Raw genomic sequence first — 26,594 nt, 5'->3', positions numbered from 1 at the left:
GTTTGCTGGGGGCAGTGCCTGCAGGAGTCAGAAGCAAAAATATCCGATCAATGACCCACGGCGAGCAGTACGATTCCTTGTCGGGATTCCGGCCAGTTTCCCAGTTCTCGCCGACCCTGTCGTTGGCTGGAAGGTCACTCGTAGTGAGCACAGCACAGATATATTCTTCACCTCGATAGGGCAGTCCCTCAGCACTCAGGACGAGCCAGAGTCGTGGATTCTGCCCCTTTCTGAACGGATCTGGAGCCCAGACCACATCACCCTTCTTGAATGTTTCACTCACGGTCGTCGCGGGGATCAGACGCGTGTTCCTGCCACGCTTCGTAGGCCATCGGCTCGGTTTCGTAGCTCGCGGCAGTTTCACTCGCGTGAGCCGTAGCTTCGTCCACACTCTGGACGTGATCGCTCACGCGCCAATATTTGCCCTTGTGGTCGACCCGCCCGGCTTCCCGTAACCGAACGAGCGTCGGTCCGACCGAGCCGCCGGTGACGTTGGTGGCTTCGGCGATTTCGCTCTGGGTGAACGCCTGCTCGGGATGTGATTCGAGAAACGTGAGTATTTCCGCTGCGTTCGTTCCCGGTGTCGGGCCATCGCCCTCGTCGTTGATCTCTTCGAATCGATCGGTACTGATCGGCATGTGTATTGCTTGTATCGAATGTACAGTGACATCCTCCTCGCCGTAAACGGCGAGGCTTCCCGTACCGCAGGTTGGGATATTTGCTGGTTTACGACACGACCTGTTCTCTCGTGTTGAACGTCCCGCTCTCGCGGTCGAACAAGTATGTCGACGGCTGTGCCACACAGCCGTTACTCCTATCCTCACCGTGAGGACTCGGAGTTATCTTCTGACGCATGTTTTCCGCCCCGTTGCAATCTGCATTCCCGACCAACTCACACGACTGGCACACGTACAGCCCACGGTGCTTGCGATTCGACTTCGTGTCGTCTCCACACCGTGAACACGTCTTCGAGGTGTTCCACTCGTTCTCTTTCAGCACCTCGACGCCACGAATCTCGCCTTTGTATTCGAGGTACTGGTAGATGCGGTCGAACGCCCAGTTATGCAACTTCTTGTTGCCAATCTTGCCCCAGTCTGAATCGCGCACGTCTTCGGGCCAACTCACCGCGAGCGTTCCAACATCGCGTTCGACACACTCTGTGATGATGGTGTCCGTGAGCGTATGGTAGAAGTGGGTTTCTCGTTCTGCAAGCTTTCTGCGTGCCCACATCGACTTCTCAGACGGCCCGTTCTCGCCCTCGGTGTCGTACTCGGCTCGCTTGAAGTAGTGCTTGTCTTCTTTGAGCGAGTTGCCGGGGTAGAGGACGTATTCGTCGGGGAACGCGACCGTGGCGATGTTCTTGATACCGAGGTCGATTCCCGCAACTTCGTCGCCTGCTGAGTCGTTCGTTTCGAGTTCGACCTTACAGACGAAGTGCAGTTCCCACTCGTCCCCGTTCCAGACTGCTCGAACGTTCTGCACCGAGTTGACTTCTGAGAGGTCTACGTCCGGGCGGGTCTGGTACTCGCAGAGCAGGAAGTCCGACCAATACTCCTTGAGGTTCGACCCCTTACTGAGCCGAACACGGTTGTTTTTGGGGTCGTGTTTGAAGCCGTCTGCTTTGAACGTGACCGTACTCTTTGGTCGGGTGTCGCCGTGTTTGCGGTAGCCGGGCGGATTCGCCTCGTCAAACTTGTGTCGCAGGTCGAACCATGACTGGAAAGCGTCGGAAAGTTCTTCGATGACTTTCTGACTGGATTGTGCGTTCAAGTCTTTCCAGCACGACTGGTTCTTCATATACGATTTCAGCACGCTCTCATCTGGGATTTCGCCGGTTGCGCCCCAGATTCGGTCGGCTGTCCATCGTGCGACGTTCCAAATTTTTGAGGCTGAATCACCGAGCGAGTCGAGGCCATCGCAGACCTGTCGGTGGTTCTGGATGGAACCAACGTAGGTGCGAGTGACCTGAATCGCCATACATAGCCTATGTAGACAAATATACTTAATGATTCGGATTAGCGTTGAATATCCGGGCAGAGTGTAGTCGGTGGACTGTGAGGGAATTGTCGGATTCACTCCCGCCGTAAACGGCGGAATTCTCTCCTCGCAAAAAGATAGGGTTTGGTCCCCGTTGTCGTAGGTGCGGACCGGCCACTCCGAATCTGCTCACGGCAGACCCGCCTTCGGTGTTCGGTTCTCGTCCCGTTGCTCCTGTGACTGACCTCCATCCGCGCCTGGTGGTTCTCCGGCCTGCTGGCATCGCAACACGTCCAGCAGTGGTCGCTGGATGGCGACGGCAACGCGGTGTTTGCAAGCGCCATCGAAGCGAGCATCGGCAGGACAGGTACATGACACTGGCACCCCCTCCTCGACTGTCACGAGGTATTCGTGGTCGGAGGGGGTCGCATGGCTCTCGTTTCGAACTAGTATATTCGTCCCGAAAATCGAGAGTGCGAGTGCTTCGTACTGGGCGCGCTTTGCGACGGTCGTACTGAACTGTAGTTCTTCGAGTGGATGCATGGTTCCGGACGCTCAGAAAAGAGCGCCCGCACCAGTGTGGGCGCTTAGTAAAACACTCTATCAGGGTTTGCTCCTCTAAGGCCGAACGTAGCAGATGGCCCCTATCTTGATTCAGCGAAAGAATCCCTTCGTTCACGGCGCGGAAGATGTCACCTGAAGCCAGCTCCTGGTACAGCAACATAGAAGCAACATAGACCTGTTTTCCCTCAGCTGTTCAACCATTTCTCGACCAACGCGATCCAGCGTGAATAATCTCAGTTCGATTCGGCAACCACCGTTCACCGCGGAGGAGAATGTCCGATTCATGTGCGAGAACGGTTCTGAAAACCAACTGCAGCAACGAATGTCGTCATTGCCCGGAGAACCGGAAACTGTGCGAGGACGGCGACCCCGAGACCTGCGAACCGGAGGCGATCACGAGCCGCGGTCAACTACGACGCAGTCACCTGAACAAAGGACGCATCGTCCACACTCTAATTCTTCGATCAGAATGCGTGGCTAGGCGATCAGTATAGATGAGAGACGCAACGACGATCGAATGTCACTCGTGGAGCCATTCGTACCACTCACCGAGATCGACGAGTTGGTTTTCGACTCCATCAATCCCATACTGAGTGAGTACCTCGTCGACGGTTCGAGCAAGTCCTTCCGGGTCGGTGTCTGGAAGAGTCTGCTCATGGTAGAGAAAGATTCCTGCGTGGTCGTACTCGTGGTGCAATGGTTCGAAATCCTTTGCATTGTTGGTCACAAGGACGGTCCCAGACTCACCACACCGCATCACCAGTTCATCGTCATTTGTGTGTTCTCCGAACCGATCTTTCGCCTGTTCGACGTCGTGACTGCGCTCTCGGAGCAGTCGTTCGAAGACTCGACCGACATGCTCGTCAAGGAGGATTTGAGCCCCCATCACTTCACGGTCTCTTTGGGTTTGAGTGACAACTCCTGCACTCTTTCGAACGCTGCTTCGTTCTCCGCTTCGAGTTCGCGTATCTCGTCGATGTGGGCGTAGTAGTAGGAGAGGGACTCGTACACGTCTGCAAGAGCAACATCCAGTTGATCCGCGACATGAGCGGGAGATTGTCCTCTATCAATCACCCGTGCAGCGACGTGACGAACGCCGATGCGCGTACCGTCGATTCGTGGCTCGCCACCGAGTACATCGTCATCCCGGGCGATATTCATATGCTTCGGTAGACACTCTCGTGGGTTATATCTTTCTGGCGGTCGATTCGACCACACTCGATGCGCACAGTTAACGAGTGGCTGTTCCAGCATCGAATGGCGTTTTCGAACATCCGTTCGACAGCCCGTTTTCGGTTGTACTCTCCAGAAACTCGGTGCGTGACCGACTTCTATCCGCGTGTGGTGGTTCTCCGGCCTGCTGGCATCGCAACACGTCCAGCAGTGGTCGCTGGATGGCGACGGCAACGCGGTGTTTGCAAGCGCCATCGAAGCGAGCGTCGGCGGGACAGGTACACGACACTGGCAGGCCGTCCTCGACTGTCACGAGGTACTCGTGGTCGGAGGGGGTCTCATGGCTCTCGTTTCGAACTAGTATATCCGTCCCGAAAATCGAGAGTGCGAGTGCTTCGTACTGGGCGCGCTTTGCGACGGTCGTGCTGAAGTCCAAGTGTTCGAGTGGATGCATTGGGTTTCGGACGCTGTGAAAAGAGCGCCCGCACCTGTGTGGGTGCGTAATAATGGCACAGGTGAGCCAAAGAGCAGGTGACACCCCGAAGTGCTTTACTGCGCTCTCGTGTACGATAGTGTATGGCTCAGGCCGACCCTGGCGATTCAGACTCCCCGCAACGTGAAATTCGCCTGGTACAAGAGGACGATGGCCGGTGGTCCGCTATCGACGAGGGAGTTGGTGTGGCAAGTCACGGTGACACACGGTCTGAGGCGCTGGAAAACTTGGACGAGGCCGTCGAATTACATACTGGAGAGATCGGCGAGCCGGTCACGGACGCCGATTTACGTGATTTAGGACTCGACCCAGAGAAGGTTCCCGACGAGCCTCGGGAACCCGAGGCACCCTGGTTCTCCCAGTAACTGTGCTGGCGTTTGCTTCTCACTCAACTCGCCGTGGTACTGTTCGATCTGTTCGAATTTGACCGACACAACCCGTTCGTCAGCCACGCAGGCCGTCCGCCGCGATACGGTCAATGGTCTCTCGCTGCTGGCGGTGAATCGTCTTCCGGTGTTCGCTGAACCCAGCCTCGATTTCGGCTCTGAATTGCTCGAACGCTTTCTTATCACCACAAACGAACTCTCCGTTGACCGCGTCATGGGCGACTGCTAGCGGGAGTGTCTCAATGTCGGCGACATCGACGAATGGGGCGTCCTCACGCTGGAGATCTCCAGAGAGGAAACACCACTTCTCGAACCGCTCTTGATCGGAGAGAGCGTCGACGAATTTGACGGCGAGGTCTAGATCGGACGCTGCCGTCGGCTCTCCCGAGACCTGCGAACCGAAGGCGATCACGTACTCGATATCGGGGTCCGGACAGAGCGACGCAGCGAGATCATCAAGAACCCCGGAACGCTCGCCGTGGGTGGTCATAGGTGGAATGATGCCGATTCGCCACAAAAGATTTCCGCCGAGCGTCGTTGTCTGGGGGCTAGCGTCATGGGTTTGGCGATGGTCGTTTGTCAGATTTGGAAGATTCTTCACCAAGCGACTCACGGACATCGGTTCGGAACAGGGTCATGTTCTGTGTCGTCAAATTTCGGTGAGGCCGAGACTGTACTCGAGTGCGGTATCGACCTCGTCCAGCCGCTCTTGTGGAATCGAGCCGAGATTCTCGGTGATTCGGTGCTCGATAGAGATGGTTCGAATCTGGCTACAGAGTGCAACTGAGTCTTCCTGGAGCGCACACTCCTCCGCTGGGACGAGCACTTCGAACGGGTAGCGTTGCTCGCCGAACGAGGTGGTAAACGGAACGACGATCGTTGTTGGCGCGTTTGCATTCCCGACGTCGTTCTGTACGACGAGACACGGACGTGTTCCCCGTTGTTCGGACCCCTGGGTCGGGTCGAGTTCGACGATAACGACGTCTCCACGACGGACAGACGTGGCCATCCGCTACCACTCTGGGGCATCGCCCAGGTGGTCGTCAGCCTCCGTCGAGACCCCCGCAAGTTCGTCAGCGAGCTCTCGGCTCCGTTGAGCACGCTGACGATATCCCTCAGCCAACTCTTCACGGGTGACTGGTCGTTCGATAACGATCTTCCCGGCCTCTTCGCGGATCACGATGTCGTCTCCGCCCGAGATTCCGAACCGTTCTCGGAGCTCCTTGGGGATCGTCACTTGGCCGCGTTTCCCGACTTTCCGACGTTCGCCCTCACTCATACGTATTCATATCGTATTCATACTAGTAAACCCTTCGGGCGACGGGCAGTCAGTACGACCCCCTGTCTGGTCTGACCGAACGTAATGAAACCCGTATCGTTCGATATACTGCCCGAAGGCTATCCGGCATCAGCAGAGCTGGCGTTCTGGAAGGGTTTCCGCTCCGCCCTCAACCGGCAGTAGGTCCGGAAACCGGTTCGACCAACCCACACACTCACAGAGGAGCTCCCACATTCGAATGGGTACTTGCGTGGGGTTGTGGCTCTCTTGTCTCCTACGTTGACGCTGCCAATTCACGCACTGACTCACGGTTGTTACGCACAGTAACCGCACAGACATCCGCGGCAGCCGCAACCTCGGCTTGCTGGACAGCCACACCATGCTCAGTCGCTGCCGAGAGGAGGCAGGCTGCGGCGAACCCCGCGGGATGTTTCCCCGCGCTCACCCCGGTTTCGTGAGCACGCACAGCGAACTCGGTCGCTCGGACGACGACTGCCTGGGGTAGCTCGATTTCGGCTGCGATTGGATCGACGAACTCCCGCGGAGATTGGGGTGGAATCGGCAACCCGAGTGTTTCGTTGAGTGTGCGATAGCAGTTCAGTACCCGGCGCTCGGAGACGTGAGCACATTCGGTTAGCTCCGCTAGCGAGCGGGTGATGCCTGCGAGGCGACAGCAGGCATACACACAGCCAGCGGCCATCCCTTCGATCGAGCGCCCACGGAGCAGGTCTTCCCCCTGAGCACGCCGGAACAGCGCACTGGCCTGTTCTCTGAGCGAGTGTGGCAGATCAAGTGCGGCAGTCAGCCGGGCGATATCGACCAACCCGTGGGTGAGGTTTCGCTCGGCTTTCGATCCCCACCGCCCGCGGCTGTGCTGTCGCCGGAGCCGAGAGAGCTGTCGTCGTTTCTTGCCGGACAGTTGGGTGCCACGGCTGTCGACCGCCCGCCCGATCTCCGAGGAGATGCCTCTGTCGTGGCGTGTCGCCGTCGACGGTGGGCCGGTCCGCTCTCCTGAGCGATCAGCCTCCGAGTCTGTCCACGCCGTTGCACCGTGATCGAGATAATAGCTGTCGACGATGAGGCCACATGCCCGACAACTCGTCTCTCCGCCGTCTGTTTCTAGCTCGCCAGGGCACTCTGGACAGGTTGTCCCGGTAATCGTTCGGCCGGTCTCTTCGTCGAAGCCGCGTTCGTAGACGTCTCTGGTACTCATTGTACTCACGCAAGGCCGTGTTGTTCGGGTAGGCCCCGCACCCGTCAGGGGCCAAAAAATACGGGCGGTGCGTTTCCGAGGGCTGTGGGATGCGTAGCAACGAGTCAGTCGCTTCCGTGGGTATGCCGACCCACCGGAACAGCTTTATGACACAATTGACTACATTTGATTACACTATGCCAGTCCTCCTCGAAGATTACGACGCAGAGATAGACCTTCGACCAGGCACGACGAAGTCAGACATCGTGGTGTACCTGTATCAAAACCCCGAGTGGGGGTACTCGCCACAAGAAATCAAAGAAGCGCTTGATATTCCCCGAGGGACCGCTACAACCACGCTCAAACGTCTCTATGATGAGGACTACATCGGAAAAACCGACGACGGGTACTACCATGCCCTCGGTGAACGAGACGACATCCGACGGTATGTCGCAAATCTGAATCAAGCACACCGGATGTTCGGTCACCACCGCGATACGGATGCCCAACCCGAAGAACCCGAAACAAAAATCGGTGAGGATCGCACCGACGAGGAACTTGACGCAGAACTCGCAGAGCTAGAAGACGGCGTAGATGAGTAAACTATCAGCGGGGGATGTTTGCTGGGCACAGGACCCAACCGATGCCCACTCTCAGAGGCCAGTTATCATCTTGGCCCACGAGACACACCCGTTCAGTGCAACTGATAGAGATACGAGCGCATACCCCCGCCTTCCCGTGAGTGACGAGTGTTCCGACGCTCTGTCGGAACCGAGGATCGAACAGGCGAGGGTCGAGCGGACAGCATAGTGTGACAGTCCACCGTTCTATTGCAGGGCTGAATTTCCCACTGTTTCCACAAGATATTTGCTATGACATGACTATAGTGTGAAACACGGATGAAGACCACACGGCACGCAACATACAATCTTAACTACCACATAGTGTGGCTCCCGAAGTACCGCAACGCGGTACTGACGGAAGAGGTTGCCGATCGTGTGGAATCCATCCTCCACGAAATTGCCGACGAGAAAAGCTTGGACATTCAAAACCTGACTGTTCAGCCCGATCACGTTCACCTGTTCGTCGGTAGCCCGCCTAAACACAGTCCCGCATTGCTCGCCAACTGGTTCAAGGGCATTTCCTCGCGGAAGTACAACCACCGCCACGCCGACCACGACGGCGAGAAAATACGGTGGGAACGCGGCTACTACGCCGGAACAGCCGGGCACGTCTCCAGCGAAACTGTCGAGAACTACATCAACCGACACAAGGAGGCTGAAGCGTGACCGAACTCACGAAAACGCTCGAACTGAAGCTTGTGGACCCGAACGTCCACAAGCGACAGAAGCTTCGTGAGACACGGGAGGCGTACCAGCAGGCGCTTCAAGAGGCGTTCGCCGCTGGCTGTGACACACAGTCAGCGGCCAACGACGTTGTTGTTGAGTACGACCTGAGCGGCTACGCGAAAAACGTCCTCAAGAAGTACGTCCCTCAACTCTGTGGGAACAGCTACGACGCCACCGAGCTTCACAACGACCACCCGGTGCGGTTCACCAACGAGGGACTGCAACTTGACCACCAGCCACAGAACGCTATCGAGTGGTACGTCAAAATCCCGCACCACGAGGATTACCACCTCTGGATGCCGGCACGCGCCAATCCCGAACAGCGGGATTGGCTCGAAGCGGTGTACGCAGACGACGCCGAGATGGGTGAAAGTCGGCTGTTCGAGCGGGACGGAACGTGGTATCTCCACATCACCGTTACCCGCGACGTGGAGGACGAATCTGAGGCGTCCGCCGACGAGCGGACGCCGATAGGCGTGGACATTGGAGAAGCGAGTCTCGTCACGGTGTGTCACCCCGACGAGAGCGGTTCTCCTGTTCGCCCCCGACTGTGGGTCGACGACGGCAAGGCCGTTCGTCGGCTCCGCAAAACCTACTTCACCGCCAAGAGACGCCTTCAGAAGCGCGGCAGTGAGCGAATCGCAGAGTCCTACGGTGACGCACTGTGGGACCAGATTGACGATGTGTTCCACCGTGTGACCCGTGAGGTCGTGGCATACGCCGAGTCTGTCGAGAATCCGGTACTGGTGCTGGAAGACCTAACGTACATCCGCGAGAACATGGACTACGGCGAGTACATGAATCGACGGTTGCACGGATGGGGCTTTGCGAAGCTCCACGCACAGATTCGCTACAAAGCCGCCGAGAAGGGGATTCCCGTCGAGACGGTGAATCCCCAGAACACGTCGAAGGCGTGTCACGCCTGCGGTGAACATGGCTACCGGCCACGACAGGCGACATTCCGATGCTCGAACGACAGCTGTTGGGTTGGAGAGTATCAGGCCGATGTGAACGGGGCGATAAACATTGCAGACCGCTACCGTAGTGGAGAGAGTCACCGCCGAAGCGACCGGACTTCCCGGCAGAAGGCCGGTGACGATGACTCGGCTACGGATGGGGCCTCTTTGACCGGGCCACAAGACAGTCAAGCCGATGCTGAAAACCAGCAGACGACGCTTGGAACGAATGCGTCTTGAAACCAACAGGCCGCTACACTCGGCCTGAAATCCCGTGGTGGGATTCCTCCGCGTGAACGCGGAGGAGGAGGTCAATGTACGGTGATGTGTGTCGGGACCAGTGCCGGGAAATACCAGCAAACCACACCCGAACTCAAAGACGAGCATCTCAACGATATCTCATTCAGTAACACTTCCTACCTAATGCCGTGGGCACTGTATACGATTCCACCAGGATCAATCATGAATGGAAAGGCAAGCGGTGAACTTACAGAGGATGGACGAAGGTTGCTGAAAAAGTCGCTAATCTCTCTTATCCCGTGACTGAGACACAACACAAGAAGGTACCCTGTGCCATCGATACGTTCAAGTGGAAGATGGAGTACCGGGAACTCCGAAAATACCGTGAGGTATGGGGATCGTGGCGAGACAATCTGGAGGAGACCGAAGACGGTGACGACTGAGAAAGACGACGAAGCTGGCCGTCACACCGACTCGAAGTGAAAACCCAACCAGCGGTAGGAAACGGAGGATGAAATCTCGGCTGAGACAGCCAAACACGCGGTGGACTACCTGGTGTCTTCATGGCGCGCGTGTGGAACGGCCAGTGGGCCGTGACCGCGTGCGAGGGGCGTCCGAGCGCAGCGAGGACGACGGCTGGGGAGGAACTGGCGTCAAAAAAAGAGAGACGGTTCCGCCTATCTCTTCGCCCGTTCACGCTCCGGGAACTCGATGCGACTCCAGCCCGTCAGCGCCACCGAGATGCGTCCTTCGTACCAACTCGTCGCGACCGACCGGAATCTGACGCGCTTGCCGTCCCGAACCCGTGGCTGGTTTGACGCCCGCCAGACCGTGAACTTCGTCGTCCCGGACTCGTCTTCGATCAGTCCCACCTGTGAGATGGCCCGCGTACTCGGCTTCCAGAGTGTCGCGATTCGCCCCTCGATGCACACCTCTTGCCGGTTCACTTCGTCCAGTTTCCCGATCGGAACGACGGTCCCCGGTGCGAGCCACTCCGTTTCGGTGACTGCTACCGATGCATCCACGAGATCCGCGCCGTCTGCCAGCCGCCGAGCCAGCCGTTTCGAGAGTGCCGCCGGAGTCGCCCCCGTCCTGACACGCCTGCTGATTCTCGCTGCCTGTTCGTTCACTGCTGCTAACTCCGCTTGTGCCATCTCTGCTCGGGGGTCACCCCTCTCTGGGTCCACCCACGGGTCCACGCTCGCTGCACGCTTACCGAACGCCTGTCGCCGTGCTTGCTGTCCGGCCTCGACACGCGTTCTCGTCCGCACCTCCCGATCCGAGTCCTGTCTGTGGTCCCACCGGCGTCGCGTCCGCTCGATCTCCGCCTCGCGTGCTGCCAGTCGTTCTTCTGCCTCCAGGGTCAGTCCTCGCCCACACGCTTCGAAGTGGTTCGTGTCCACCGTCGCCTGTCGCTCCTGGACCACCGACGGTCGGAGTTCCACCTGTTCCCCTCTGGGGGTCTCTTTCCCGTCTGCTGCTTGTTCGTCGTGCGAAACTTCATATCGAATCGAGTTCTCAGTACTCATTGCTATCTCCGAAGGCGCCCACTCAGCGTCTTCACCGCTTTCCACGACTCTCCAGCCGTGGCTCATCGTCTCGCGACAGGCTCTCGCGCGCTGGCCGCGCCTTCATGCGCCCGGAGGGCGCGGCCAGCGCGCGCCGTCGAGAACTACCCTACCAGCACCGCGCGCCCGGCCAGCCCGGCCGAGCGTTGGCTGGGCGAGCGGGGTGGGCCGTGACATTTGTTCTGGGATTCTTGTTCCAGTCTTACCCAAGAGGGTTGATTCTGCACAGTCAGGAAGCCACGCTCACTGCCGGCTATACAACTGGCTATGGGTGGGGCTGAAAGGGGCCGCGTTCTCGGCGAACCCCGGCGCCGCAAGCACCTACTGGAGCGCAGCGAGCCGCGGGAGCCGAGAACGCGGGGGCTTTCTGGCTGCTGGAGTCCGAATTCTCCTAGCCAAAACCCTGCCAACCGATTCAGGTTGTGTACTCTGGATAATTGTATTCTGAAGTATGATACTTCAAAGTATCATTATCGGTCCCACGCAATACCCACTCCAGAGCTCCATCCACAGTAGTATTTATGCTGTCACATGACGTGGAGTAGTCGTTCATCGATGGGAGACGCCGCCACCCCGACAGCACCCGACCTCCCGGTCACGGCCGAGGATTCCGATACGTATCTCCGAATTCAGCCAGCACTCGATCCGCTTGATCCATCGGTGGTCGAGACACAGTTCCGGCGCTTGCACCGGCTCGACATACAGTCCGAAACATCGTGGTTCTCATCGCTCTTCGAGATGACAGCCGCTCCGACAATCGAGTGGCTGCTCGTCGGGACTGACCAGCGGCTGACCTACTACGTTCGGACGGATCGACCGGACACGATCGACCCACTCGAACGCCTCCTCCGCGGGCTCTTTCCCGATAGCTACCGGTTCGAACGAGTCCAGCTGCGACGCGAGATCCTCCTCGAACCGATTCGGACTGCATCCGCACAGGGAGAGACGCAGCCGCCTGTTGGCGTCGAGTACGTTCGCCGCTGTCCAGCCAACCGGAAAGACTGGCAGACGATGCTCACTCCCTTCGAAGCGCACTACGACGCCGAGACAGCCCGTATCCCACTCGCGGGAATCGTCGAGACGATCGCCACCAGTACCGCACCGATCGTCGTTCAGGTCCTCGTTCGTGCTCGGCCCGACTGGTCGCTCCAGCGCGAGGAACGCCGCCTGGCCCTCGAAACCGGGACGGACACACTGGGCGGAAAGATCGCGAATACGCTCTTTGGCCCGCCCGACGACGAGGGCGGCCTGGAACTTCCCAGGCCGGACGAGCGAAGACTCGCCGAACTCGACGAGCGCGAGCCACGCTACTCCTTCGACATGAACGCCCGCGCACTCGTCGGGGCGGTCCCAGCGAACGTGGACCACCAGACGCCGACGACGCTCGCACAGGATCTCACGACAGCGTTCACGCAGGTCTCTCAGACGACCTACGAGATTACGGGAGTGCTCCGGACCGGGAGCGCACGGGATCGACTGGAAGTTGCCGTCCGCGACGCCTCTTTCCGCGACGAAACAGGGCTCACCAGCCGCCTCGGGATAGCTGGACGGAATCATCCGTGCCTCGTCGCCGACGCCCGCGAGGTCGGAAACTTCTGTCTGCTCGACGGGGCAGCCCTGACCGCGTCGGGGCGACGCCTCGTCGACTCGACGCCCGTCGAACGCCAGCCCCTCTCGCTCCCACCGGCGACGACGCTTCGCCGGTACCACTCCCCCGGACTACCCATCGGCCAGCCACTGACGGGCGACAGCAAACCGACACCACGGCCGGTCTCGTTGCCGCCCTCACTCCAGTCACTTCACGTCGCCTGGTTCGGCAAGACCGGATCAGGAAAGTCGACTGCCCTGGAGAGCGCGCTCCTCGAAAACCACGTCGCGACCGACGGCGCGGATATACTCATCGACGGGAAAGGTGACGGCATGCCCCTGGAGTATCTCCGCATTCACTACGAGCGCTTCGGGACGCTGGAGAACGTGCTGTACTTCGACTGTACAGAGCTTCTTCCCGCCTTCTCGTTTTTCGATATTCGCGACGAACTCGATCGAGGTATCGACCGGACGGCGGCCGTCGAGGACCGCGTCGACCACTACGTCGAGATACTCAGTCAGCTGATGGGCCGTGAGCGCTTCGAGCAGGCAGTCCGCTCGCCGGACATCATCCGATACATGGTCAAGGCTATGTTCGACCCGGTCAGCGGTGCGGACGCCTTCAGCCACCGGGACCTCCACGGTGCGATCCAGGAGATGCACGACCGATCCAGCGCACCGCCGGTCTCCGATGGCGACCTTGAACGGATGCTCGCCGGCGTCGTCGCGAACCGTGCCCGCACGTTCGACGAGATAATGCAGGGCGTGGCGAACCGCGTCGAGAAGATCCCCGTCGATCCGCGTCTCGCCCGTATCTTCAATCACGTCCCCGAGATGACAACGGATGGCGAACCGACCGACGAGCCACAGTTCGACCTCGTGGACTATCTGAATGAGGACGTCGTCGTCATCTTCGATATGGGCGGCCTCCGCAGCGAGTCCCAGCGAGCCCTGACGCTACTCGTCCTCTCGAACCTCTGGTCCGCGCTGAAACGGCGAGCGCAGACCAATGCAGAGATGAGTCCAGATACCTCGGCCGAAGTGCCCCAGGCTGAACCCTCCGAGGAGGAGTCCCTGCCACTGGTCAACCTCTACATCGAAGAGGCAGCGAGCGTCGCCGACTCGTCACTACTCTCGGAGTTGCTCTCGCAGGCTCGCAGCTTCGGCTGTGGCGTCACGCTCGCGATGCAGTTCCCGGCACAGCTCCGCGAGCGAAGCCAGCGGGCCTACCTGGAGGTCCTGAACAACGTCTCGACCATCGTTTCGGGCAACGTCGCCGTCGACGAGCGCCTCGCGAAGCGGCTCTCCACCGATGAGATGGACCCCGCCGCGGTCGCCACTCGATTGCGTGCACTCCGGCGTGGCGAGTGGCTCGTCTCCCTCCCAGCAGCGTTCGATACCGACGAACCTCACCCCTTTCTAGTTCGCTCGCTCACGCCACCACGAGGCCATCCTGCAGCGCCACGGACGCCACGACGACCTGGGTTCGGTACTGCCGTCCAGCAAGGGCAGCGCCGGCTCAAAACCACGGCGGCACTCGGCCTCATCGAGCCCAGTTCAGTTGACGAGGAAGCGCAAGCCGAGGAGACACCCGACCGCGTCGACAGCGCCCTGCCGTATACGAACCGGCTGCCGCCGACCGTCAGCTACGACGACGATATCCATGGACTGGCCTGTCGTGAATGCGAGAGTCGCTACGACCCAGACAGCTCGGGGATGCGGCGGGCAATCGAGTGCTGTTCAGACCTGGATACCGTCGACCGTGACGATATCCCCATCTGTGAGGTTAATCTGAAGCTCACTGCTGAGGAGCGTGCCGACGCCGAATTCGCCGATAGACAGCTCATGTTCCTCCAGGCGGTATACAACGCTCAGCAACTCCGCTACGACGACATCGAGTACGACATCGTCCACGACAGCATGCTCCGCCTGCAGGAGTACCTCGATGTCGAGAGCGAGGCGATACAGGACCTTCTGGACGCGGGGCTGCTCTCACACGATACGGACCGCCCCCACCGACTCTACACCGTCACGCCCGAGGGTCGCGGCACCATCGGCGAGCACTACCGCAAGGGCATCGATTACGGCCACGGCAAGGGCGACCTCGAGGAGACCAGCCAGCACGTCGTCGCCGTCGAAGTCGGCCGCCGCTATCTGGAGACGACGTATGTGGACGATCCGGAGTCACCGGTCGTCACGGTCGTTCCCTACTTCGAACTCGACGAACGCGATACCACAGCTGTCCCCGCTGCCAGTGCGATGGGGACCGACGCGGGCGAACTGAAAGACGCTGCGAGCGAGTACGACCGCCACCGGATCGACGCCGTCGGCCTCGACGAGGATGGTCGCATCGTCGTCACCCTCGAAGCAGAGCGCGTCAACCACGACCTTCGGCGTGCTGTCCCCGAAGACTTCGACAAGATGGCTGCCTGTGACCCCGATGAAGCGATCTGGGTGACCATGTCGCACTCCGAAGCTCACCGCGTCCTCGGCGCGCTCAACGACCCGCTGGACGGTGCCCCCCGTATCGAGAAGACCTACGCCCAGAGCACGCCAGCCAGTGAGTTTCGTCTGGATACACCCGGCTGTACGGCGATGTACACGCTGGAGCAAGTCCGGGATATGGTCGATCGCGCTTAGATCAGTCCCACGACTGAGGCCGTTGCGCCACGCTGGTGTCGATTCCTTGGACGGCTCGCGGAATCAGTTCTGTCGTGGTGATCTCCCTGCAGATTCTCTGTGTGAGCCAACCTTGGATGGAATCCCCGCCAATGAGGAATCAGTGGATCTGGACTGTGACTAGAACGTGTGGGTATCGCTGCGCGGTGCCTACTGATCGACACCCCTGTCGAGGCCGGATACCCCCGTAGAGAGCGTTGCAGCCCCGATACACCTGTCTCGGTAGATCGTCCTGGCTACAGCACGTTCCGTTCTTATGATGGTTACCAGATGTGTGTTGCAAACCGCGTCCCCAACCTTGGCACCGTCTTTGGGTTTTGCTATCCTTGGAATAGTCCAGTGTCGTGGTAGTTCTCCCAATAGCCGATCGTTTTTCTGTGTATCCCCCTGGTACCTGGCCAGTAGCCTCAGTCTCTGCAGTTACTGTCCAGGCAACCCGATTCCACGACAGTCTAGGTTCGATACAGTCCGATCTTCTTTTCTCTAGCGGGAGAACCTGCTAACGTTGCGGTAGTTGACGCTCCTATAGCGCCCTCTGAGCGAGTTAGAGCGATCCCGGTTATGCGACAGCGCGACTCATGCACTAACGGGGGGATTCAGATTCGGCTCGCCCAGCAAACTACCGCTATTCCATCTTGCATTGAGTCAGTGTAGCGGTCGTGGGGGTCGAACTCGACGTACTCTAGCGGGTAGTGGCAGACGAACTGGTCGACCGACTCGTGAGCGTCGTGATCGAACCATTCCCTTGCGACGGTGTGAATATCCTCTCTGAGTGCGGCAAGCGAACTGCGATCGTACAATTGTGTCGAGTCATAGGCCGGCCACTCGTTGTGGGGTGTCTGGGCGACAGCGGGAAAAATAGCTCGGCAGGACGACTCCGTTAATGCCATCAGTCAGTGATATGGGTGTCTGTGGAAAATGGGTAATGGTGGGCAAGACTAATATGGGCGTGGGCAATAGTGGGTTATGAGATGAAAGTTGACGCCGACAAACTCCAGACGACCGAGACCGACGACCGGGGACGGGTGTATCTCGGCACTGAGTACGCGAACAAGCGCGTCACAGTGGCTGTCGTCGAGGTTGCGTCCGAGACTCCTGACGAGGAGGAACTAGCTGCCGCGTATCGTGAGGCGTCGGAAAGCGCCAGTGAGCTTGCCGACGAGTGGGGAGGGGCTTCGGACGAGGCGTGGTCGGGACTTGATGAATGAGCGAGGACACCGAGATTCGACGTGGTGATGTCGTTATCGTTCGGCTCGATCCTGCCGAGGGGCACGAAATGCGGAAAACACGGCCCGCGGTGGTAGTCCAGAACGATGTCGGAAACAAGAACTCAAACACCACTATCGTGGCACCGGCGACGGGAACGTACAGCGGCTATCCCTTCGAGGTACTCGTGGAAGCGTCGGACTCACCGTTCGAGAAAGATTCTTCGGTGCGGCTCGATCAAATTCGAGTCGTGTCTGTCGAGAAGCGTATCCATTCGGTGGCTGGCAGTCTCGACGACTCGACAATGGGAAAGATCGACGAGGCGCTCAAATTGAGCCTCGGACTCGACTGATCGGGAGACCCTTTGGGCAAATCGGTGGCAGGACCGTATGCATTGAGACAGCCAGTCTCAACTACTGTCATGTGTGCAGTCGCCGGTTCATGAATCCGCCGCAGTCCAGCGACTCGCGGATGTACGACAGGTCTTCTATCACCAGAACCGGCTTCTCGAATTGTTGAGCGTATTCGACGGACAGCCGAGACGCCTTCTCGACAATATCGGTGAGGGCGTTCTGATGGGTCTGGAAAACGACGGTGAACTTATGTATGTGTAAAGTCTACACATACATAGCATGGCGGAAGAGAAAACACGCGTTGATTTCAACGCTCCAGCCACGCTCGTCGAGCGGGCAGACCGGGTCGTTGACGTCCTTGACATCTCCCGGACGCGTCTCCTCATCGAGGCGCTTGAAGACGAACTCGAGGAGATTGCCGACGACGAGGAGTTCTGCCGCCGACTCGGTGACGCCTACTACGATGACCGTGTAGACTTCGAGACGGTCGAATCGATCCTGGGTCGCGAGGAGGCCATGCGGATGAAACTTCTCAAGGAGTCGATCGACCGCGAACCGCCAGGGCCGACGTTAGCGGACGATCTCCCGAGCGACGAGACGTTCTACGACGGCCCTGTTTCCGAGTGGGTACCTGATGAGGAGTCGAACGACGACGGCGAGTCGCTCATGTAATGATGGGAGGACACGCTGTCTGTGTCGTCGACACGAACGTCTTATTGAATCTTGCGACGCCCGTCGTCGATGATCGGTCGAGCGCTCCATCGGATGCAGACCCGCTGAAGGCCCTGCTCGTCACGTATGACGTACACGTCCCAGCGAGTGTCCTGGGTGAGATCACCGATGCGACTGGGAGTGGTGATCTGCTGTCTGCTGCGGCCGACCTCGTTTTACAGGCATCACGTCACCTGACGACTCACGACGTGGAAGGCCAGATCGATGGCCCACTCGAATACGGTCTCGACCAGGGCGAATCGGAGGGCAGTTGGCTGGCCAACGACCTCGACGCGGATCTGTTCGTCACCGACGAGTTCAACTCGACGAACTACCTCTTTGTCAACCTCGCGCTCGACGATCGGAACATCCTGTTCACGACACCCCATATACTCTGCACGTTCGCTACTGCGGATGTTCTCGCGCCCGAGTACGTCGATGCCGTACTCACCTACTACATCGAGACGAAAGGATGGGACCAACAGTACGTGAGCCAACTTCGAAGGCGATACATCTCGTAGCAAGCGATTTTGCCGACACATTTTTATAAAAGGTGCTCCCACACAGTCGTCGGATCGGTCTCGTTCAGTTCAGCGTTTGTCTTCATCTTGCGGAGTTCGGTGATACAGCGTTCGGCGACGAGGGGATACACGTCGGCGGGCGTGAACGAGACGTCGAGACCCATCAGTTCCGGCCAGTTCTCGGCCCACATGTCCTCGACGACGCGAGGATACAGGTCGTCGTTCAGATGGAGGCCGAATTCGCGACCGTCTTCGAGGACCATCGCCCGGATCTGTTTGCGGATTCGCGCCGGCGTGCAGTAGCACGCGACCACGTACTCCGCCCCCGATTCGGCGTCCTCGGGCTGCCGACCGAACTGTTCGCGGTTCAACTCCTCGAACGCCTCACGGACGAGTTTAACTCGCCGAGCGTGCTCGTCGCTCCTCGCGACCACTCCCTCCACGGTGACGGCAGGTTCCAGCGACGAGGACGGGAACGTGTAGGCTGCCGGGTCGAATCCACCACTGTGCGTTTCGAGAATCGTCGCCGGGACGAACGAGAGATCAGTCGGGGCGGTCTCGACACGGATCCGTTCGAAACAGTCCCAGGCCGCCTCCGTCGGGAGAAACCCCTCGAACGTCTCATCGTAGGGGTTTCCAGGCGGCGTCATCGTCTCGATCTCAGCATACGGCAGGATGTCGAATCCGATGAGTGCTGGCAGGTCATGCTCGGTGTAGCCGTAGTCCAGCGTCGAGTAGACGAGGTTTTCGGCGTAGACGACCAGTGGTGAGTCGTATTCCGCATGCAGGCTTCGGAGTGCCGCGGTATCGACACCCTCGCGTAGACAGCGAACCGCGCGGTGGAGGGCACCGTCGATGTCTTCGAGGTCGTCTCGGTGACTGCCTCTGATGGCTTTGCGAGTGCCGAAGACGAGGCTGCCGTCGCCGGCCGCCGCGGATTCGACTTGCTCCGGATAGCGGTCCGAAAACCGCTCGTCGTACAGCGTGAACCGGAAGCTACTCCCGTCGAACTTCTCGACGAGCGTGAGATCTTCGCTCTCAAAGAACGACTCTGGAACACTCGGATGATCGTATCGCGGTATCTTCGGATACACTTTCACGAGTTCTCACCATGAGATCGAACCGTCGTCTATGATCCCGTACGTTGGCTTCTGGGAAGAATGACGAAAAGGTATCGGGGCCTGCTGTCATGCTACCAGTCACCAATGGGCCGTTCAGGTCAGTACCGCGGCGAAGAGTGGACGATTCCCGCGATTGTTCCATGGGAATCGTACAAGGCCCAGTCGTCGAGAAGTCAAATGATCGAGACACAAAACACTCTCCAGTCGAACTTCGACCGGATTCTCAACGTTACCGATGATACAGCACTCGAAGCGGCGTATCTCGGTGAAAAGCTACAGTCTCACGGTGTTTCTCTCGACGCCGCCAACCTGCTGAACCTGGCGGCGACCCACGAGCAAGGGGCGACCTTTGTCACCCACAACAGCAACGACTTTGACAAGGGGCCGGTCAGGCAACTAGCCGATGTCGATGTTGTCCCCACCGAGTGACCAGTGGCTGCAGCTTCGATTTACAGATATTCGGGGGGAATACTTGGGATCAGGATGAATGCTTTGTGAACCACGCTTTGCCGACACGATCGGATATTCCACGTCTGGAATCCATTCTTTCAAACCATTTCACCGCGTATCTCAAGAGCTACGAACGCTACGATAACCCCCATTCTCAGCAGTGTTGTACTCGGAACTCGATTTCGGCATCAAACCGTGTGGCAGCTACACAAGAGAGGGGTTCCTTGATCTCCTCTCTCAACTCGCGTTCGAACAAGAGTTTGTTAACACCGGCGGAAAAACGTACCAACTCGGTCAGAGCGAGCCGGTCGACGTCACGTCGACGGCTCGAAACCACTTAGCGAAATCGTTCCTCTAGCATCTTCGCAACCTCTCAGCGGACGCTATCGACGCTCAGTTCGATAGCGTCTGCGATTGACTAGTTACGATTCTCCGAAAACGGGGACTCCTGCCAGACCGTGTCGATCCCGCCATCGATCTCCACGAGTGGCGCTACTACGGCACTGCCGACACCGGCCACGTTCTCACTGACAAGCCCCGCGCACGGTGGCGTGGGCCGTTGACGATCCGGTTGCACACGACGTTCATTGCCCTAGCATCGGTTGTCGTCGATAGCCGGACGCTGGCCGGTGTTCTCGGTTGGACCCACAGAAACTATTTAGAACAACCTGCTCTCTGTGACGATAGATGAGTGGCCGACCGTTGGTCCGGTTCTAGCCGGGAGCCCAGTCACACGGCGTGACTGACGGTTCCCGGTTAGATACCAATGACCGAGAATACCGACTCAAACGAATCGCAGAAGCCAGGGAGTGCAAACAGCGGGTGTTCCAACCACACCGAACAGCGATCATCCACCGGATACCAGGGTAGTGGTGCTTCCCCGCCGTGCGATGCGTGTGACACCACCCAGTACGACAAACTCCATGAAGTCTCCCTTGGTGAGCGGGCGTATGATGTGTGTGGCGATTGCCTCCAGCTCCTCGTTGACGATGTCGAGGTGTACCACTGGTGGGATCGCCTTACTGAAGCGCACTACAATCGCGCTGTGGGGTTTCTGCGCTCCCTTGATGCAGTCTGGTGCATCAAAGATCAGGCGTACGCTGGCGGAGAATTGTGGGTACACACGCCCTATTGCGATGCTGCAGTCGTCAGAGATGTGTGTGACCACTTTGGTTTCCAGATTCGCTGGTTTAGCTGATAGCAGGCGCTAAGCCCCCTCCCTCAAGGAGCACCGCAGTCCGCGTTAGCGGACAAGGAGCGCAGTAGGGAGGGGATACAGCGCCGTCATCGTCTTCCATCAACTGTTCTGTTACTGGCCCACAGGCCCACGCGTTCCGAAAATATCTTATGTATTAAGCATATAGTATGCATACGGTGAAACGGAAGACAATCACCATCCGTGAAGATCAAGAGGAGTGGATTCAAGACAACCACTTGAATCTCTCCTCGTTCGTCCAAGAACAACTGGATGAACTTATCGAAGAACGCGACTCATAGCCCATGAACTACAACTACAGGTATCGTCTCAATCCGACAGACAGCCAGCGTGAGACGCTGGACTACTACCGAGACACCTGTAGACAACTCTACAACCACGCCCTGTACCGCTTCAACCAGATTCCCGAAGATGAGGGCACTGTCAAACAGCGTGTCCGCAAGATTCGTGACGAGCTTCCCGACCTCAAAGGCTGGTGGGACGCACTCACCGACGTGTACTCGAAGGTGCTTCAGCCCACAGTCATGCGGATCGCGAAGAATATCAACGCACTCGGGAAGCTCAAAGAACAGGGCTACAAGATTGGTGAACTCCGATGGAAGTCACCGCGGGAATTTCGAAGTTTCACCTACAACCAGTCTGGCTTCGAACTCGACAAGAAGAGTGGTCAGGCCGTGTTGTCGCTGTCGAAACTCGCAGAGATTCCCATCGAACTCCACCGACCGCTGCCCGACAACGCTACGGTCAAGGAAGTCACGCTCAAAAAAGAGAAAACTGGCGATTGGTTCGCCATTTTCGGTATCGAGATGGACACGGAACCGCCAGCCAAGCCGCCCCTAGAGGATATTGACGCAGAGAACATGGTTGGCATCGACGTGGGGATTCTGAAGTATGCCCACGACACTGACGGCACGGCGGTCGGATCACTCAATCTCTCGGAGGAACGAGACAAGCTCGAACGGGAACAGCGGACCCTCTCGCGCAAAGAGTACGAGTCGAGCAACTGGGAGAACCAACGTCGGCGTGTTGCTGCGTGTCACCTACAAATCAAGCGCAAGAGACGTGATTTCCTGCACAAACTCTCGGCATACTACGCTCAGGAGTACGAACTGGTGGCCGTCGAAGACCTCGAGGTGAAAGCAATGTTGGAATCGCCACGCAACAGCCGCAACACGGCGTCGGCGGCATGGAACACCTTCACCGATATGCTTGAATACAAGTGCGAGCGCGAAGGCACGCACTTCGTGGAAGTTGAACCCGAAGGCACCACCAAAGAGTGCGCTCAGTGTGGCGTCGAAACAGACAAGCCGCTGTGGGTGCGTGAGCATTCCTGCCCCGCCTGCGGCTTCGAAGCGGACAGAGATGCAAATGCGGCGTGGAACATCCTTTCTCGCGGACTCTCCAAACTAGGAGTGGGTCACTCCGAAGGAACGCCTGTGGAGACTGCGCTCCCTGCGGGTACCACCCCGGTTCCTGCAAAGCGCGTCGTGGAAGCAGGAAGCCCCGCCCTCAGCGAGCGCGTTAGCGCGAGCAGGGAGGGGTAGTTCACTGTTGTATACCCCTTTGACGATGACTTCGAGTGCGTCTCAGAGCACGGCCCCTGTGTCGAAATCAACCTCACGTTCACGACCCACCGTTCGGATCCACTCCCGCTTGAATACGACATTCAGAATGACGTGACGTACCACGAGATCGAGTGGCTTGATGAGTATCGGCGCCTGTTCACATCGTCTCTCGAGTAGTTCGGACTCGCAGATCGAATTGCCTCTCGGAAATACGTTTGTGCAAACGCCTCTCCATTTGACGACCCGATCTGAGCGCCAATTATCTGTATTCCATACTCACCGATATTATTATAAATACATCGGTAGAATTGGAATCTATGAGGGAAGCGGAGTTACGGGTTATCGACTGTTTGCGGGATCAGTCCTACTCTGTTGGCGAATTAGCCGATGCAATCGATAACAGTCAGAGCTGGACGTCGGAGGTCGTTGGCGACCTCGAAAACGCCCATCTTGTGGACCGAACCGACGGAGTCCAATTGGCAACCACATACGAAGCATCACTGCTTGCCGAGCTCCTCGACCGCTACGCACTCGAGAACGTGCTGATAGGGACGAAAGAGGACATTTTGGGTGTGCTGCTCGACGGTCCGAAGACGATTTCGGAGTTACAAACACAGGGGTTCGCTAAGTCCACGCTCTACAAGCATTTGAACGAGATCCAGGAGACGGGTGCGATCGCACACACGGACGACGGGTATGCTATCACCGATGACACGCTTCGGTCGTTCCTCGAAGCGAGAGCCCGAACGACACCGTTCGAAACCGAATACCGCGCGAACGGCGACCGACTCGTCGCGACGAGCAAGGACACCGTCGATGGGACGCCGACTGCGTTCTCGGCGTTCACTCGCTACGGTGTTGACTATCACCCAGCGAAGACCTACGTCTATCACGGTGATCGGTCCCTGGGACTCGAAGCGGTGCTGATTCATGCGGTGACCGTCGCTGAGACCAAGAAACAGATGGCGATGGCTGGCGTATTCTATCTGACGCACCGCGCGACCCTCGACGCCAGTGACCTGTGGCGACTCGCAAACAGGTGGGAGTGCGTCGAGAAATGGGCAGATCTCTTTGCATACATCGACCAGCGGGAGGTCCACGACGAGGAACTCTTTCTCCCGTGGGAGGAATTCATCGATCTCGCGAACGACTATGGGGTCTATCCGCGCGGCCACCATCCGGAAGATAGCCTTCGACGGGGGCTCGAAGAGCTTGGCGACCACCTGGAGACGCCTGTCGACGTGTATCTTCTCGGGGGCGGCAACCTCATTCTGCGTGGGTTGAAAGATTCGACGAAAGACGTCGACATCGTCGTTGCGGACGGACAGACGTTCTTTGCAATCGCCGAATCGCTCCAGGACCTAGGATACGAGGAGCGGCGTGATTTGGAAGCGGCGTACAACCAGCTCGATCCCAGTAGTGTGCTGGAGAAGGACGGGTTTCCGCGCTGGGATATTTTCGTGGAGGCGGTCGCCGGCCAGCTCCAGTTGACGCCGGCGATGATCGAGCGGTGCGACCAATCATTCGAGTACGGCAATCTTCATGTCCATCTGCTCTCGCTGACCGACATCTTCGTATTCAAATCGATCACGGAACGCGAAGGCGATCTCGAAGATGCCGCACTGATCGCCAGACAAGCTGACCTCGACTGGGAGAGCATCTTCCAAGAGATCACAACCCAGGAAGACCGCACTGGTCAATTCTTCTCGTTTGCTGTACTCGATACGCTCGATGTCCTCGACGAGCGGCACAATATTGTTGCGCCAATTACGGATCGGCTCGTCTCGTACTGTCTCGAGAACGCGTTGCTCGTCTCGCTGGAGGCCCCAAAAACGATCGAAGATCTCCGAGAAGAGCTGGAGTTCCCTGATCACCAGATCTACAACAAACTCCGGAAGCTCGAAGAGGGGGGACAGATCACCGTCGACCGTAGCGGTCGGCTCAATACGTACCAGCGAGCTGAATCAACTGATCGTTAACGCTACACAACGCCCATCACAGAAATCTCCGCTTTTCGAACGATGCCGAAGCACTCCCCACGCTGTGCCTGTAGAAATCCCGAGGGGTGAGCGCTGTCGGCCGAGTGATTTCGTCTCCCTTTGCTGTCAAAGAACCACGTACTCTCCTGATCGCGGCATCAGTCTGACCCCCCAAGTCTGTCGCGTGTGACATTCGATAGTGGTGTTGCACCGACAGTAGCGGTGGGCCTGTTCTTGGATTTGTTTGTACCCCCCGTGGTTGGGTGGAGGGCGTGTGAGACACAGCGCCCGGTGAAAGAATGCCTACTGAGAGAACTGAGACCACGACTCGATCCGTTCAGAGCAGTTGTACCACGCCACAGAGCACTGCGACACCCACGCAACCAATGACCCGATCAACTCGCTGTGAGGAAATCGTTGAGTTTACCGACCAATCCGGGACGCGACGCCGTATCCGGTTCGTCCCCCAGTCCGACAACAGCGACCGCTGGCAGCGTCTTGAGGAAGTCTGGCGGACCCGAGAGTGGCAGCTCGTCGGCCAGGCTACCGTCACCGATGTCAACCACTGGACGCGACCCGTCCAGACATCCTGAGGTCCCTCTTGAGGAACTGCAAGACGAATTTATGAGAACATTTATGACAGAGAAATAATATCTCGAACCATGGAAGATCAGAAAACCGATGATCCATTTCTCGTGAAGCCAGAGACCGACGAGTATGACATAACCAGTTTCCTCGTACGTAATCAAGAAAGCAGCTTCACCCCTTCAGAAATCGCTTCGACGCTGGATGTCACTGAGAACGAGGCCTCAAGAGTAGTGTCTTCCCTCTACGAGCGGGATCTCGCTAGCCGATCACAGGGGAGTTATTACGTGGACGCAGAGACTGCTAAGATCCTTCGACATCGGCTGACATCGGTTGATTCGGCTGAACGTCTGCACACTACCGCACCCGATAACGATGCCTATGCAGAGGATGATTGGGAAGACGACGTAGCCTCTCGGTAGTCACGAAGAAGTAGCCGCTGGAAGAGTTCCTCGGAGTTGACCGGCAGGTGGTCGCCGACGGTGGGCAGGTCGTCATTCAGAGCCGTCGCGACCCCTTCCGGCGGATCATCGGTCCCGACTGGCCTGAGCCACTCGCCGCGCCGGCACGACGGTATTCCTGTTCCGACGCCCAACTGTGGGTGTGGGACTCACGAGTATCTTCGCGAAGTAGCCACGCTATCCGTAGACCTGCCCGAGTGCCGCGAGCACCCAGACGAGGACGTGTGCACCGGCGACCGGGACGAGCGTCCGGCGTCGCAGATACACCACGGTGAGGACTGCCGAGACGGCCGCGATCTGGATGAGATTCCCGAGCGGCCAGACCGCGGCGTGGCCGACAGTGAACGCGCCCCACGTGACGCCACCGGCGACGAGGGGGCTCCCCGTATACGCTAGCAGTCGCTCGATGGGGTACCCCCGGAAGAGCACCTCCTCGACGATACCCGTCGTCACCGCGCTCGCGAGCGCCAGTCTGATGCCGACGCCAGCGGACATCGCGCCGGCACCCGACTCGACGGGCAAGCCGAGTGCAGCGACCAGTGGATCGGTCGCGACGAAGACGACGAGCGCGACCACTGCCGTTCCCAGCAGGTAGCCAACGTCGAGCCAGCCCGGTCGTCGACAGCCGATCTCGGCGAACGAGCGGCCGTTGTAGCCGACCGCGACGCCGACCACGAGCGCGACGACTAGCCACTGGAGCGCAATCTGTGCCAGCGGGGAAACCGAGAGTCCGCCCGTCTCCGTCAGCAGTGCAAGCAGCGGGAGCCCGAACAGTGACAGCGCCAGGCAACAGATCGTCAGCGGCGGGATCGTCCCGAGTCCAGGGGCCTCGATATGTGGCTGGTCTGTCATTGACGCCGTCTACTAGTGGAACCCAGATAACGGTCGGAACAGTGTCTCGCGCCGTGAAACACTACGGAGAGAGCTACCTGTGTCGTCGAAATCGCTGTCGGTCGTGATCAGGTAATCGGCGTCGTATTTCC

General features: G+C 58.6%; 30 protein-coding genes and 1 pseudogene. 16 read left to right on the top strand and 15 right to left on the bottom strand.

Translation table 11 applies throughout. From position 1 onward, the window contains the following. Positions 1–275: 275 nt before the first annotated feature. From VJ109_RS05035 to VJ109_RS05010, 6 genes are all read right to left on the bottom strand, one after another. Positions 276–638 carry a winged helix-turn-helix domain-containing protein gene (locus tag VJ109_RS05035; protein ID WP_324759525.1) on the bottom strand — a complete coding sequence of 121 codons (363 nt, stop codon included), beginning with the start codon at positions 636–638 and terminating at the stop codon, positions 276–278. Between the two features lie 88 nt (positions 639–726). Further along, on the bottom strand, positions 727–1,977 hold the full coding sequence (locus tag VJ109_RS05030; RefSeq protein ID WP_324759523.1) for an RNA-guided endonuclease InsQ/TnpB family protein: 1,251 nt from the start codon (positions 1,975–1,977) through the stop codon (positions 727–729). A gap of 189 nt (positions 1,978–2,166) precedes the next feature. After that, positions 2,167–2,520: an SWIM zinc finger family protein gene (locus tag VJ109_RS05025; protein ID WP_324759521.1), complete on the bottom strand. Its 354-nt coding sequence runs from the start codon at positions 2,518–2,520 to the stop codon at positions 2,167–2,169. Between the two features lie 541 nt (positions 2,521–3,061). Further along, complete coding sequence (locus VJ109_RS05020) at positions 3,062–3,427, bottom strand: DUF5615 family PIN-like protein (RefSeq protein ID WP_276179734.1); 366 nt, start codon at positions 3,425–3,427, stop codon at positions 3,062–3,064. Further along, positions 3,427–3,702, bottom strand: coding sequence for a DUF433 domain-containing protein (locus tag VJ109_RS05015; RefSeq protein WP_276179736.1), 276 nt, complete (start codon positions 3,700–3,702; stop codon positions 3,427–3,429). The genes VJ109_RS05020 and VJ109_RS05015 overlap by 1 nt, the downstream gene beginning before the upstream one ends. 70 nt (positions 3,703–3,772) lie before the next feature. Next, positions 3,773–4,168: an SWIM zinc finger family protein gene (locus VJ109_RS05010; protein ID WP_324759518.1), complete on the bottom strand. Its 396-nt coding sequence runs from the start codon at positions 4,166–4,168 to the stop codon at positions 3,773–3,775. A 122-nt stretch (positions 4,169–4,290) separates the two neighbouring features. On the opposite strand from VJ109_RS05010, the gene VJ109_RS05005 reads away from it, so the two are divergent. Continuing rightward, on the top strand, positions 4,291–4,572 hold the full coding sequence (locus tag VJ109_RS05005; RefSeq protein ID WP_324759516.1) for a type II toxin-antitoxin system HicB family antitoxin: 282 nt from the start codon (positions 4,291–4,293) through the stop codon (positions 4,570–4,572). A 79-nt stretch (positions 4,573–4,651) separates the two neighbouring features. On the opposite strand, the gene VJ109_RS05000 is transcribed toward VJ109_RS05005, so the two are convergent. The 4 genes from VJ109_RS05000 to VJ109_RS04985 form a co-directional block, all read right to left on the bottom strand. Then, entirely contained in the window at positions 4,652–5,083 is a 432-nt protein-coding gene (locus tag VJ109_RS05000) for a nucleotidyltransferase family protein (RefSeq protein WP_276179740.1), read from the bottom strand. Between the two features lie 159 nt (positions 5,084–5,242). Further along, a complete protein-coding gene (locus tag VJ109_RS04995; protein ID WP_276179742.1) occupies positions 5,243–5,602 on the bottom strand; it encodes a type II toxin-antitoxin system PemK/MazF family toxin in 360 nt (119 codons plus the stop codon). A 3-nt stretch (positions 5,603–5,605) separates the two neighbouring features. Further along, a complete protein-coding gene (locus VJ109_RS04990; RefSeq protein ID WP_324759513.1) occupies positions 5,606–5,872 on the bottom strand; it encodes an AbrB/MazE/SpoVT family DNA-binding domain-containing protein in 267 nt (88 codons plus the stop codon). A gap of 274 nt (positions 5,873–6,146) precedes the next feature. Continuing rightward, on the bottom strand, positions 6,147–7,085 hold the full coding sequence (locus VJ109_RS04985) for a transcription initiation factor IIB (RefSeq protein WP_324759510.1): 939 nt from the start codon (positions 7,083–7,085) through the stop codon (positions 6,147–6,149). A 176-nt stretch (positions 7,086–7,261) separates the two neighbouring features. On the opposite strand from VJ109_RS04985, the gene VJ109_RS04980 reads away from it, so the two are divergent. From VJ109_RS04980 to VJ109_RS04965, 4 genes are all read left to right on the top strand, one after another. Further along, a complete protein-coding gene (locus tag VJ109_RS04980) occupies positions 7,262–7,666 on the top strand; it encodes a MarR family transcriptional regulator (protein ID WP_324759507.1) in 405 nt (134 codons plus the stop codon). 297 nt (positions 7,667–7,963) lie between these two features. Then, a complete protein-coding gene (gene tnpA / locus VJ109_RS04975) occupies positions 7,964–8,353 on the top strand; it encodes an IS200/IS605 family transposase (protein WP_324759505.1) in 390 nt (129 codons plus the stop codon). Further along, on the top strand, positions 8,350–9,609 hold the full coding sequence (locus VJ109_RS04970) for an RNA-guided endonuclease InsQ/TnpB family protein (RefSeq protein ID WP_324759503.1): 1,260 nt from the start codon (positions 8,350–8,352) through the stop codon (positions 9,607–9,609). Before tnpA ends, VJ109_RS04970 begins: the two co-directional genes overlap by 4 nt. Before the next feature lie 299 nt (positions 9,610–9,908). Continuing rightward, complete coding sequence (locus VJ109_RS04965) at positions 9,909–10,052, top strand: hypothetical protein (protein ID WP_324759501.1); 144 nt, start codon at positions 9,909–9,911, stop codon at positions 10,050–10,052. A 234-nt stretch (positions 10,053–10,286) separates the two neighbouring features. Here VJ109_RS04965 and VJ109_RS04960 read toward each other — a convergent pair whose 3' ends face one another. Further along, on the bottom strand, positions 10,287–11,138 hold the full coding sequence (locus VJ109_RS04960) for a DNA-binding protein (RefSeq protein WP_324759499.1): 852 nt from the start codon (positions 11,136–11,138) through the stop codon (positions 10,287–10,289). A gap of 594 nt (positions 11,139–11,732) precedes the next feature. Here VJ109_RS04960 and VJ109_RS04955 point away from each other — a divergent pair. Beyond that, a complete protein-coding gene (locus VJ109_RS04955; RefSeq protein WP_324759497.1) occupies positions 11,733–15,404 on the top strand; it encodes an ATP-binding protein in 3,672 nt (1,223 codons plus the stop codon). Positions 15,405–16,039: 635 nt separating this feature from the next. On the opposite strand, the gene VJ109_RS04950 is transcribed toward VJ109_RS04955, so the two are convergent. After that, positions 16,040–16,333 (bottom strand): hypothetical protein, encoded by a 294-nt coding sequence (locus VJ109_RS04950; protein ID WP_324759495.1) that lies wholly within the window; start codon positions 16,331–16,333, stop codon positions 16,040–16,042. An 81-nt stretch (positions 16,334–16,414) separates the two neighbouring features. Between VJ109_RS04950 and VJ109_RS04945 the strand changes: the two genes are divergently transcribed. Both VJ109_RS04945 and VJ109_RS04940 read left to right on the top strand, forming a co-directional pair. After that, a complete protein-coding gene (locus tag VJ109_RS04945; protein WP_324759493.1) occupies positions 16,415–16,651 on the top strand; it encodes a hypothetical protein in 237 nt (78 codons plus the stop codon). Continuing rightward, positions 16,648–17,001: a type II toxin-antitoxin system PemK/MazF family toxin gene (locus VJ109_RS04940; protein ID WP_324759491.1), complete on the top strand. Its 354-nt coding sequence runs from the start codon at positions 16,648–16,650 to the stop codon at positions 16,999–17,001. Before VJ109_RS04945 ends, VJ109_RS04940 begins: the two co-directional genes overlap by 4 nt. 73 nt (positions 17,002–17,074) lie before the next feature. Here the strand turns inward: VJ109_RS04940 and VJ109_RS04935 are convergent. Continuing rightward, positions 17,075–17,236: pseudogene (locus VJ109_RS04935) on the bottom strand (IS200/IS605 family accessory protein TnpB-related protein); the annotation flags it as partial. A 45-nt stretch (positions 17,237–17,281) separates the two neighbouring features. Between VJ109_RS04935 and VJ109_RS04930 the strand changes: the two are divergent. Together VJ109_RS04930 and VJ109_RS04925 are read left to right on the top strand one after the other, a co-directional pair. After that, complete coding sequence (locus VJ109_RS04930) at positions 17,282–17,674, top strand: hypothetical protein (protein WP_324759489.1); 393 nt, start codon at positions 17,282–17,284, stop codon at positions 17,672–17,674. After that, on the top strand, positions 17,674–18,234 hold the full coding sequence (locus VJ109_RS04925; RefSeq protein ID WP_324759487.1) for a hypothetical protein: 561 nt from the start codon (positions 17,674–17,676) through the stop codon (positions 18,232–18,234). The genes VJ109_RS04930 and VJ109_RS04925 overlap by 1 nt, the downstream gene beginning before the upstream one ends. Before the next feature lie 23 nt (positions 18,235–18,257). Here the strand turns inward: VJ109_RS04925 and VJ109_RS04920 are convergent, their stop codons facing one another. Continuing rightward, the gene (locus VJ109_RS04920; protein WP_324759485.1) at positions 18,258–19,334 is read right to left on the bottom strand and encodes a hypothetical protein; all 1,077 of its coding nucleotides are present in this window, start codon (positions 19,332–19,334) and stop codon (positions 18,258–18,260) included. 198 nt (positions 19,335–19,532) lie between these two features. Between VJ109_RS04920 and VJ109_RS04915 the strand changes: the two genes are divergently transcribed. From VJ109_RS04915 to VJ109_RS04890, 6 genes are all read left to right on the top strand, one after another. Next, positions 19,533–19,784 (top strand): type II toxin-antitoxin system VapC family toxin, encoded by a 252-nt coding sequence (locus tag VJ109_RS04915; protein WP_276179794.1) that lies wholly within the window; start codon positions 19,533–19,535, stop codon positions 19,782–19,784. Positions 19,785–21,179: 1,395 nt separating this feature from the next. Beyond that, positions 21,180–21,302, top strand: a complete 123-nt coding sequence (locus tag VJ109_RS04910; protein ID WP_324759482.1) for a hypothetical protein — start codon at positions 21,180–21,182, stop codon at positions 21,300–21,302. Positions 21,303–21,305: 3 nt separating this feature from the next. After that, positions 21,306–22,565, top strand: a complete 1,260-nt coding sequence (locus tag VJ109_RS04905; RefSeq protein ID WP_324759480.1) for an RNA-guided endonuclease InsQ/TnpB family protein — start codon at positions 21,306–21,308, stop codon at positions 22,563–22,565. Positions 22,566–23,062: 497 nt separating this feature from the next. Then, entirely contained in the window at positions 23,063–24,565 is a 1,503-nt protein-coding gene (locus VJ109_RS04900; protein ID WP_324759478.1) for a DUF6036 family nucleotidyltransferase, read from the top strand. A 386-nt stretch (positions 24,566–24,951) separates the two neighbouring features. Next, complete coding sequence (locus VJ109_RS04895) at positions 24,952–25,158, top strand: hypothetical protein (RefSeq protein WP_324759476.1); 207 nt, start codon at positions 24,952–24,954, stop codon at positions 25,156–25,158. Between the two features lie 69 nt (positions 25,159–25,227). Beyond that, positions 25,228–25,572, top strand: coding sequence for a MarR family transcriptional regulator (locus VJ109_RS04890; RefSeq protein WP_324759474.1), 345 nt, complete (start codon positions 25,228–25,230; stop codon positions 25,570–25,572). A gap of 216 nt (positions 25,573–25,788) precedes the next feature. Here VJ109_RS04890 and VJ109_RS04885 read toward each other — a convergent pair whose 3' ends face one another. After that, positions 25,789–26,463 carry a CPBP family intramembrane glutamic endopeptidase gene (locus VJ109_RS04885; protein ID WP_324759472.1) on the bottom strand — a complete coding sequence of 225 codons (675 nt, stop codon included), beginning with the start codon at positions 26,461–26,463 and terminating at the stop codon, positions 25,789–25,791. Positions 26,464–26,594 lie beyond the last annotated feature (131 nt).

This window comes from Haloarcula montana (assembly GCF_035666295.1).
Taxonomy (GTDB): domain Archaea; phylum Halobacteriota; class Halobacteria; order Halobacteriales; family Haloarculaceae; genus Haloarcula; species Haloarcula montana.
Note: the sequence above shows the minus strand (reverse complement) of the source record. Positions and strands in the feature narration are given on the sequence as shown.

Excerpts from the sequence above, each read along its gene's own strand:
- VJ109_RS04890 (WP_324759474.1), top strand. The coding sequence starts at position 25,228 with ATGGAAGATCAGAAAACCGATGATCCATTTCTCGTGAAGCCAGAGACC.
- VJ109_RS04940 (WP_324759491.1), top strand. The coding sequence starts at position 16,648 with ATGAGCGAGGACACCGAGATTCGACGTGGTGATGTCGTTATCGTTCGG.
- VJ109_RS05035 (WP_324759525.1), bottom strand. The coding sequence starts at position 638 with ATGCCGATCAGTACCGATCGATTCGAAGAGATCAACGACGAGGGCGAT.
- VJ109_RS04915 (WP_276179794.1), top strand. The coding sequence starts at position 19,533 with ATGATCGAGACACAAAACACTCTCCAGTCGAACTTCGACCGGATTCTC.
- VJ109_RS04930 (WP_324759489.1), top strand. The coding sequence starts at position 17,282 with ATGGCGGAAGAGAAAACACGCGTTGATTTCAACGCTCCAGCCACGCTC.
- VJ109_RS04990 (WP_324759513.1), bottom strand. The coding sequence starts at position 5,872 with ATGAGTGAGGGCGAACGTCGGAAAGTCGGGAAACGCGGCCAAGTGACG.
- VJ109_RS04995 (WP_276179742.1), bottom strand. The coding sequence starts at position 5,602 with ATGGCCACGTCTGTCCGTCGTGGAGACGTCGTTATCGTCGAACTCGAC.
- VJ109_RS04955 (WP_324759497.1), top strand. The coding sequence starts at position 11,733 with ATGGGAGACGCCGCCACCCCGACAGCACCCGACCTCCCGGTCACGGCC.
- VJ109_RS05010 (WP_324759518.1), bottom strand. The coding sequence starts at position 4,168 with ATGCATCCACTCGAACACTTGGACTTCAGCACGACCGTCGCAAAGCGC.
- VJ109_RS05000 (WP_276179740.1), bottom strand. The coding sequence starts at position 5,083 with ATGACCACCCACGGCGAGCGTTCCGGGGTTCTTGATGATCTCGCTGCG.
- VJ109_RS04885 (WP_324759472.1), bottom strand. The coding sequence starts at position 26,463 with ATGACAGACCAGCCACATATCGAGGCCCCTGGACTCGGGACGATCCCG.
- VJ109_RS05025 (WP_324759521.1), bottom strand. The coding sequence starts at position 2,520 with ATGCATCCACTCGAAGAACTACAGTTCAGTACGACCGTCGCAAAGCGC.
- VJ109_RS04960 (WP_324759499.1), bottom strand. The coding sequence starts at position 11,138 with ATGAGTACTGAGAACTCGATTCGATATGAAGTTTCGCACGACGAACAA.
- VJ109_RS05015 (WP_276179736.1), bottom strand. The coding sequence starts at position 3,702 with ATGAATATCGCCCGGGATGACGATGTACTCGGTGGCGAGCCACGAATC.
- VJ109_RS04950 (WP_324759495.1), bottom strand. The coding sequence starts at position 16,333 with ATGGCATTAACGGAGTCGTCCTGCCGAGCTATTTTTCCCGCTGTCGCC.
- VJ109_RS04945 (WP_324759493.1), top strand. The coding sequence starts at position 16,415 with ATGAAAGTTGACGCCGACAAACTCCAGACGACCGAGACCGACGACCGG.
- VJ109_RS04980 (WP_324759507.1), top strand. The coding sequence starts at position 7,262 with ATGCCAGTCCTCCTCGAAGATTACGACGCAGAGATAGACCTTCGACCA.
- VJ109_RS04905 (WP_324759480.1), top strand. The coding sequence starts at position 21,306 with ATGAACTACAACTACAGGTATCGTCTCAATCCGACAGACAGCCAGCGT.
- VJ109_RS05005 (WP_324759516.1), top strand. The coding sequence starts at position 4,291 with ATGGCTCAGGCCGACCCTGGCGATTCAGACTCCCCGCAACGTGAAATT.
- VJ109_RS04895 (WP_324759476.1), top strand. The coding sequence starts at position 24,952 with ATGACCCGATCAACTCGCTGTGAGGAAATCGTTGAGTTTACCGACCAA.
- VJ109_RS04925 (WP_324759487.1), top strand. The coding sequence starts at position 17,674 with ATGATGGGAGGACACGCTGTCTGTGTCGTCGACACGAACGTCTTATTG.
- tnpA (WP_324759505.1), top strand. The coding sequence starts at position 7,964 with ATGAAGACCACACGGCACGCAACATACAATCTTAACTACCACATAGTG.
- VJ109_RS05030 (WP_324759523.1), bottom strand. The coding sequence starts at position 1,977 with ATGGCGATTCAGGTCACTCGCACCTACGTTGGTTCCATCCAGAACCAC.
- VJ109_RS05020 (WP_276179734.1), bottom strand. The coding sequence starts at position 3,427 with ATGGGGGCTCAAATCCTCCTTGACGAGCATGTCGGTCGAGTCTTCGAA.
- VJ109_RS04985 (WP_324759510.1), bottom strand. The coding sequence starts at position 7,085 with ATGAGTACCAGAGACGTCTACGAACGCGGCTTCGACGAAGAGACCGGC.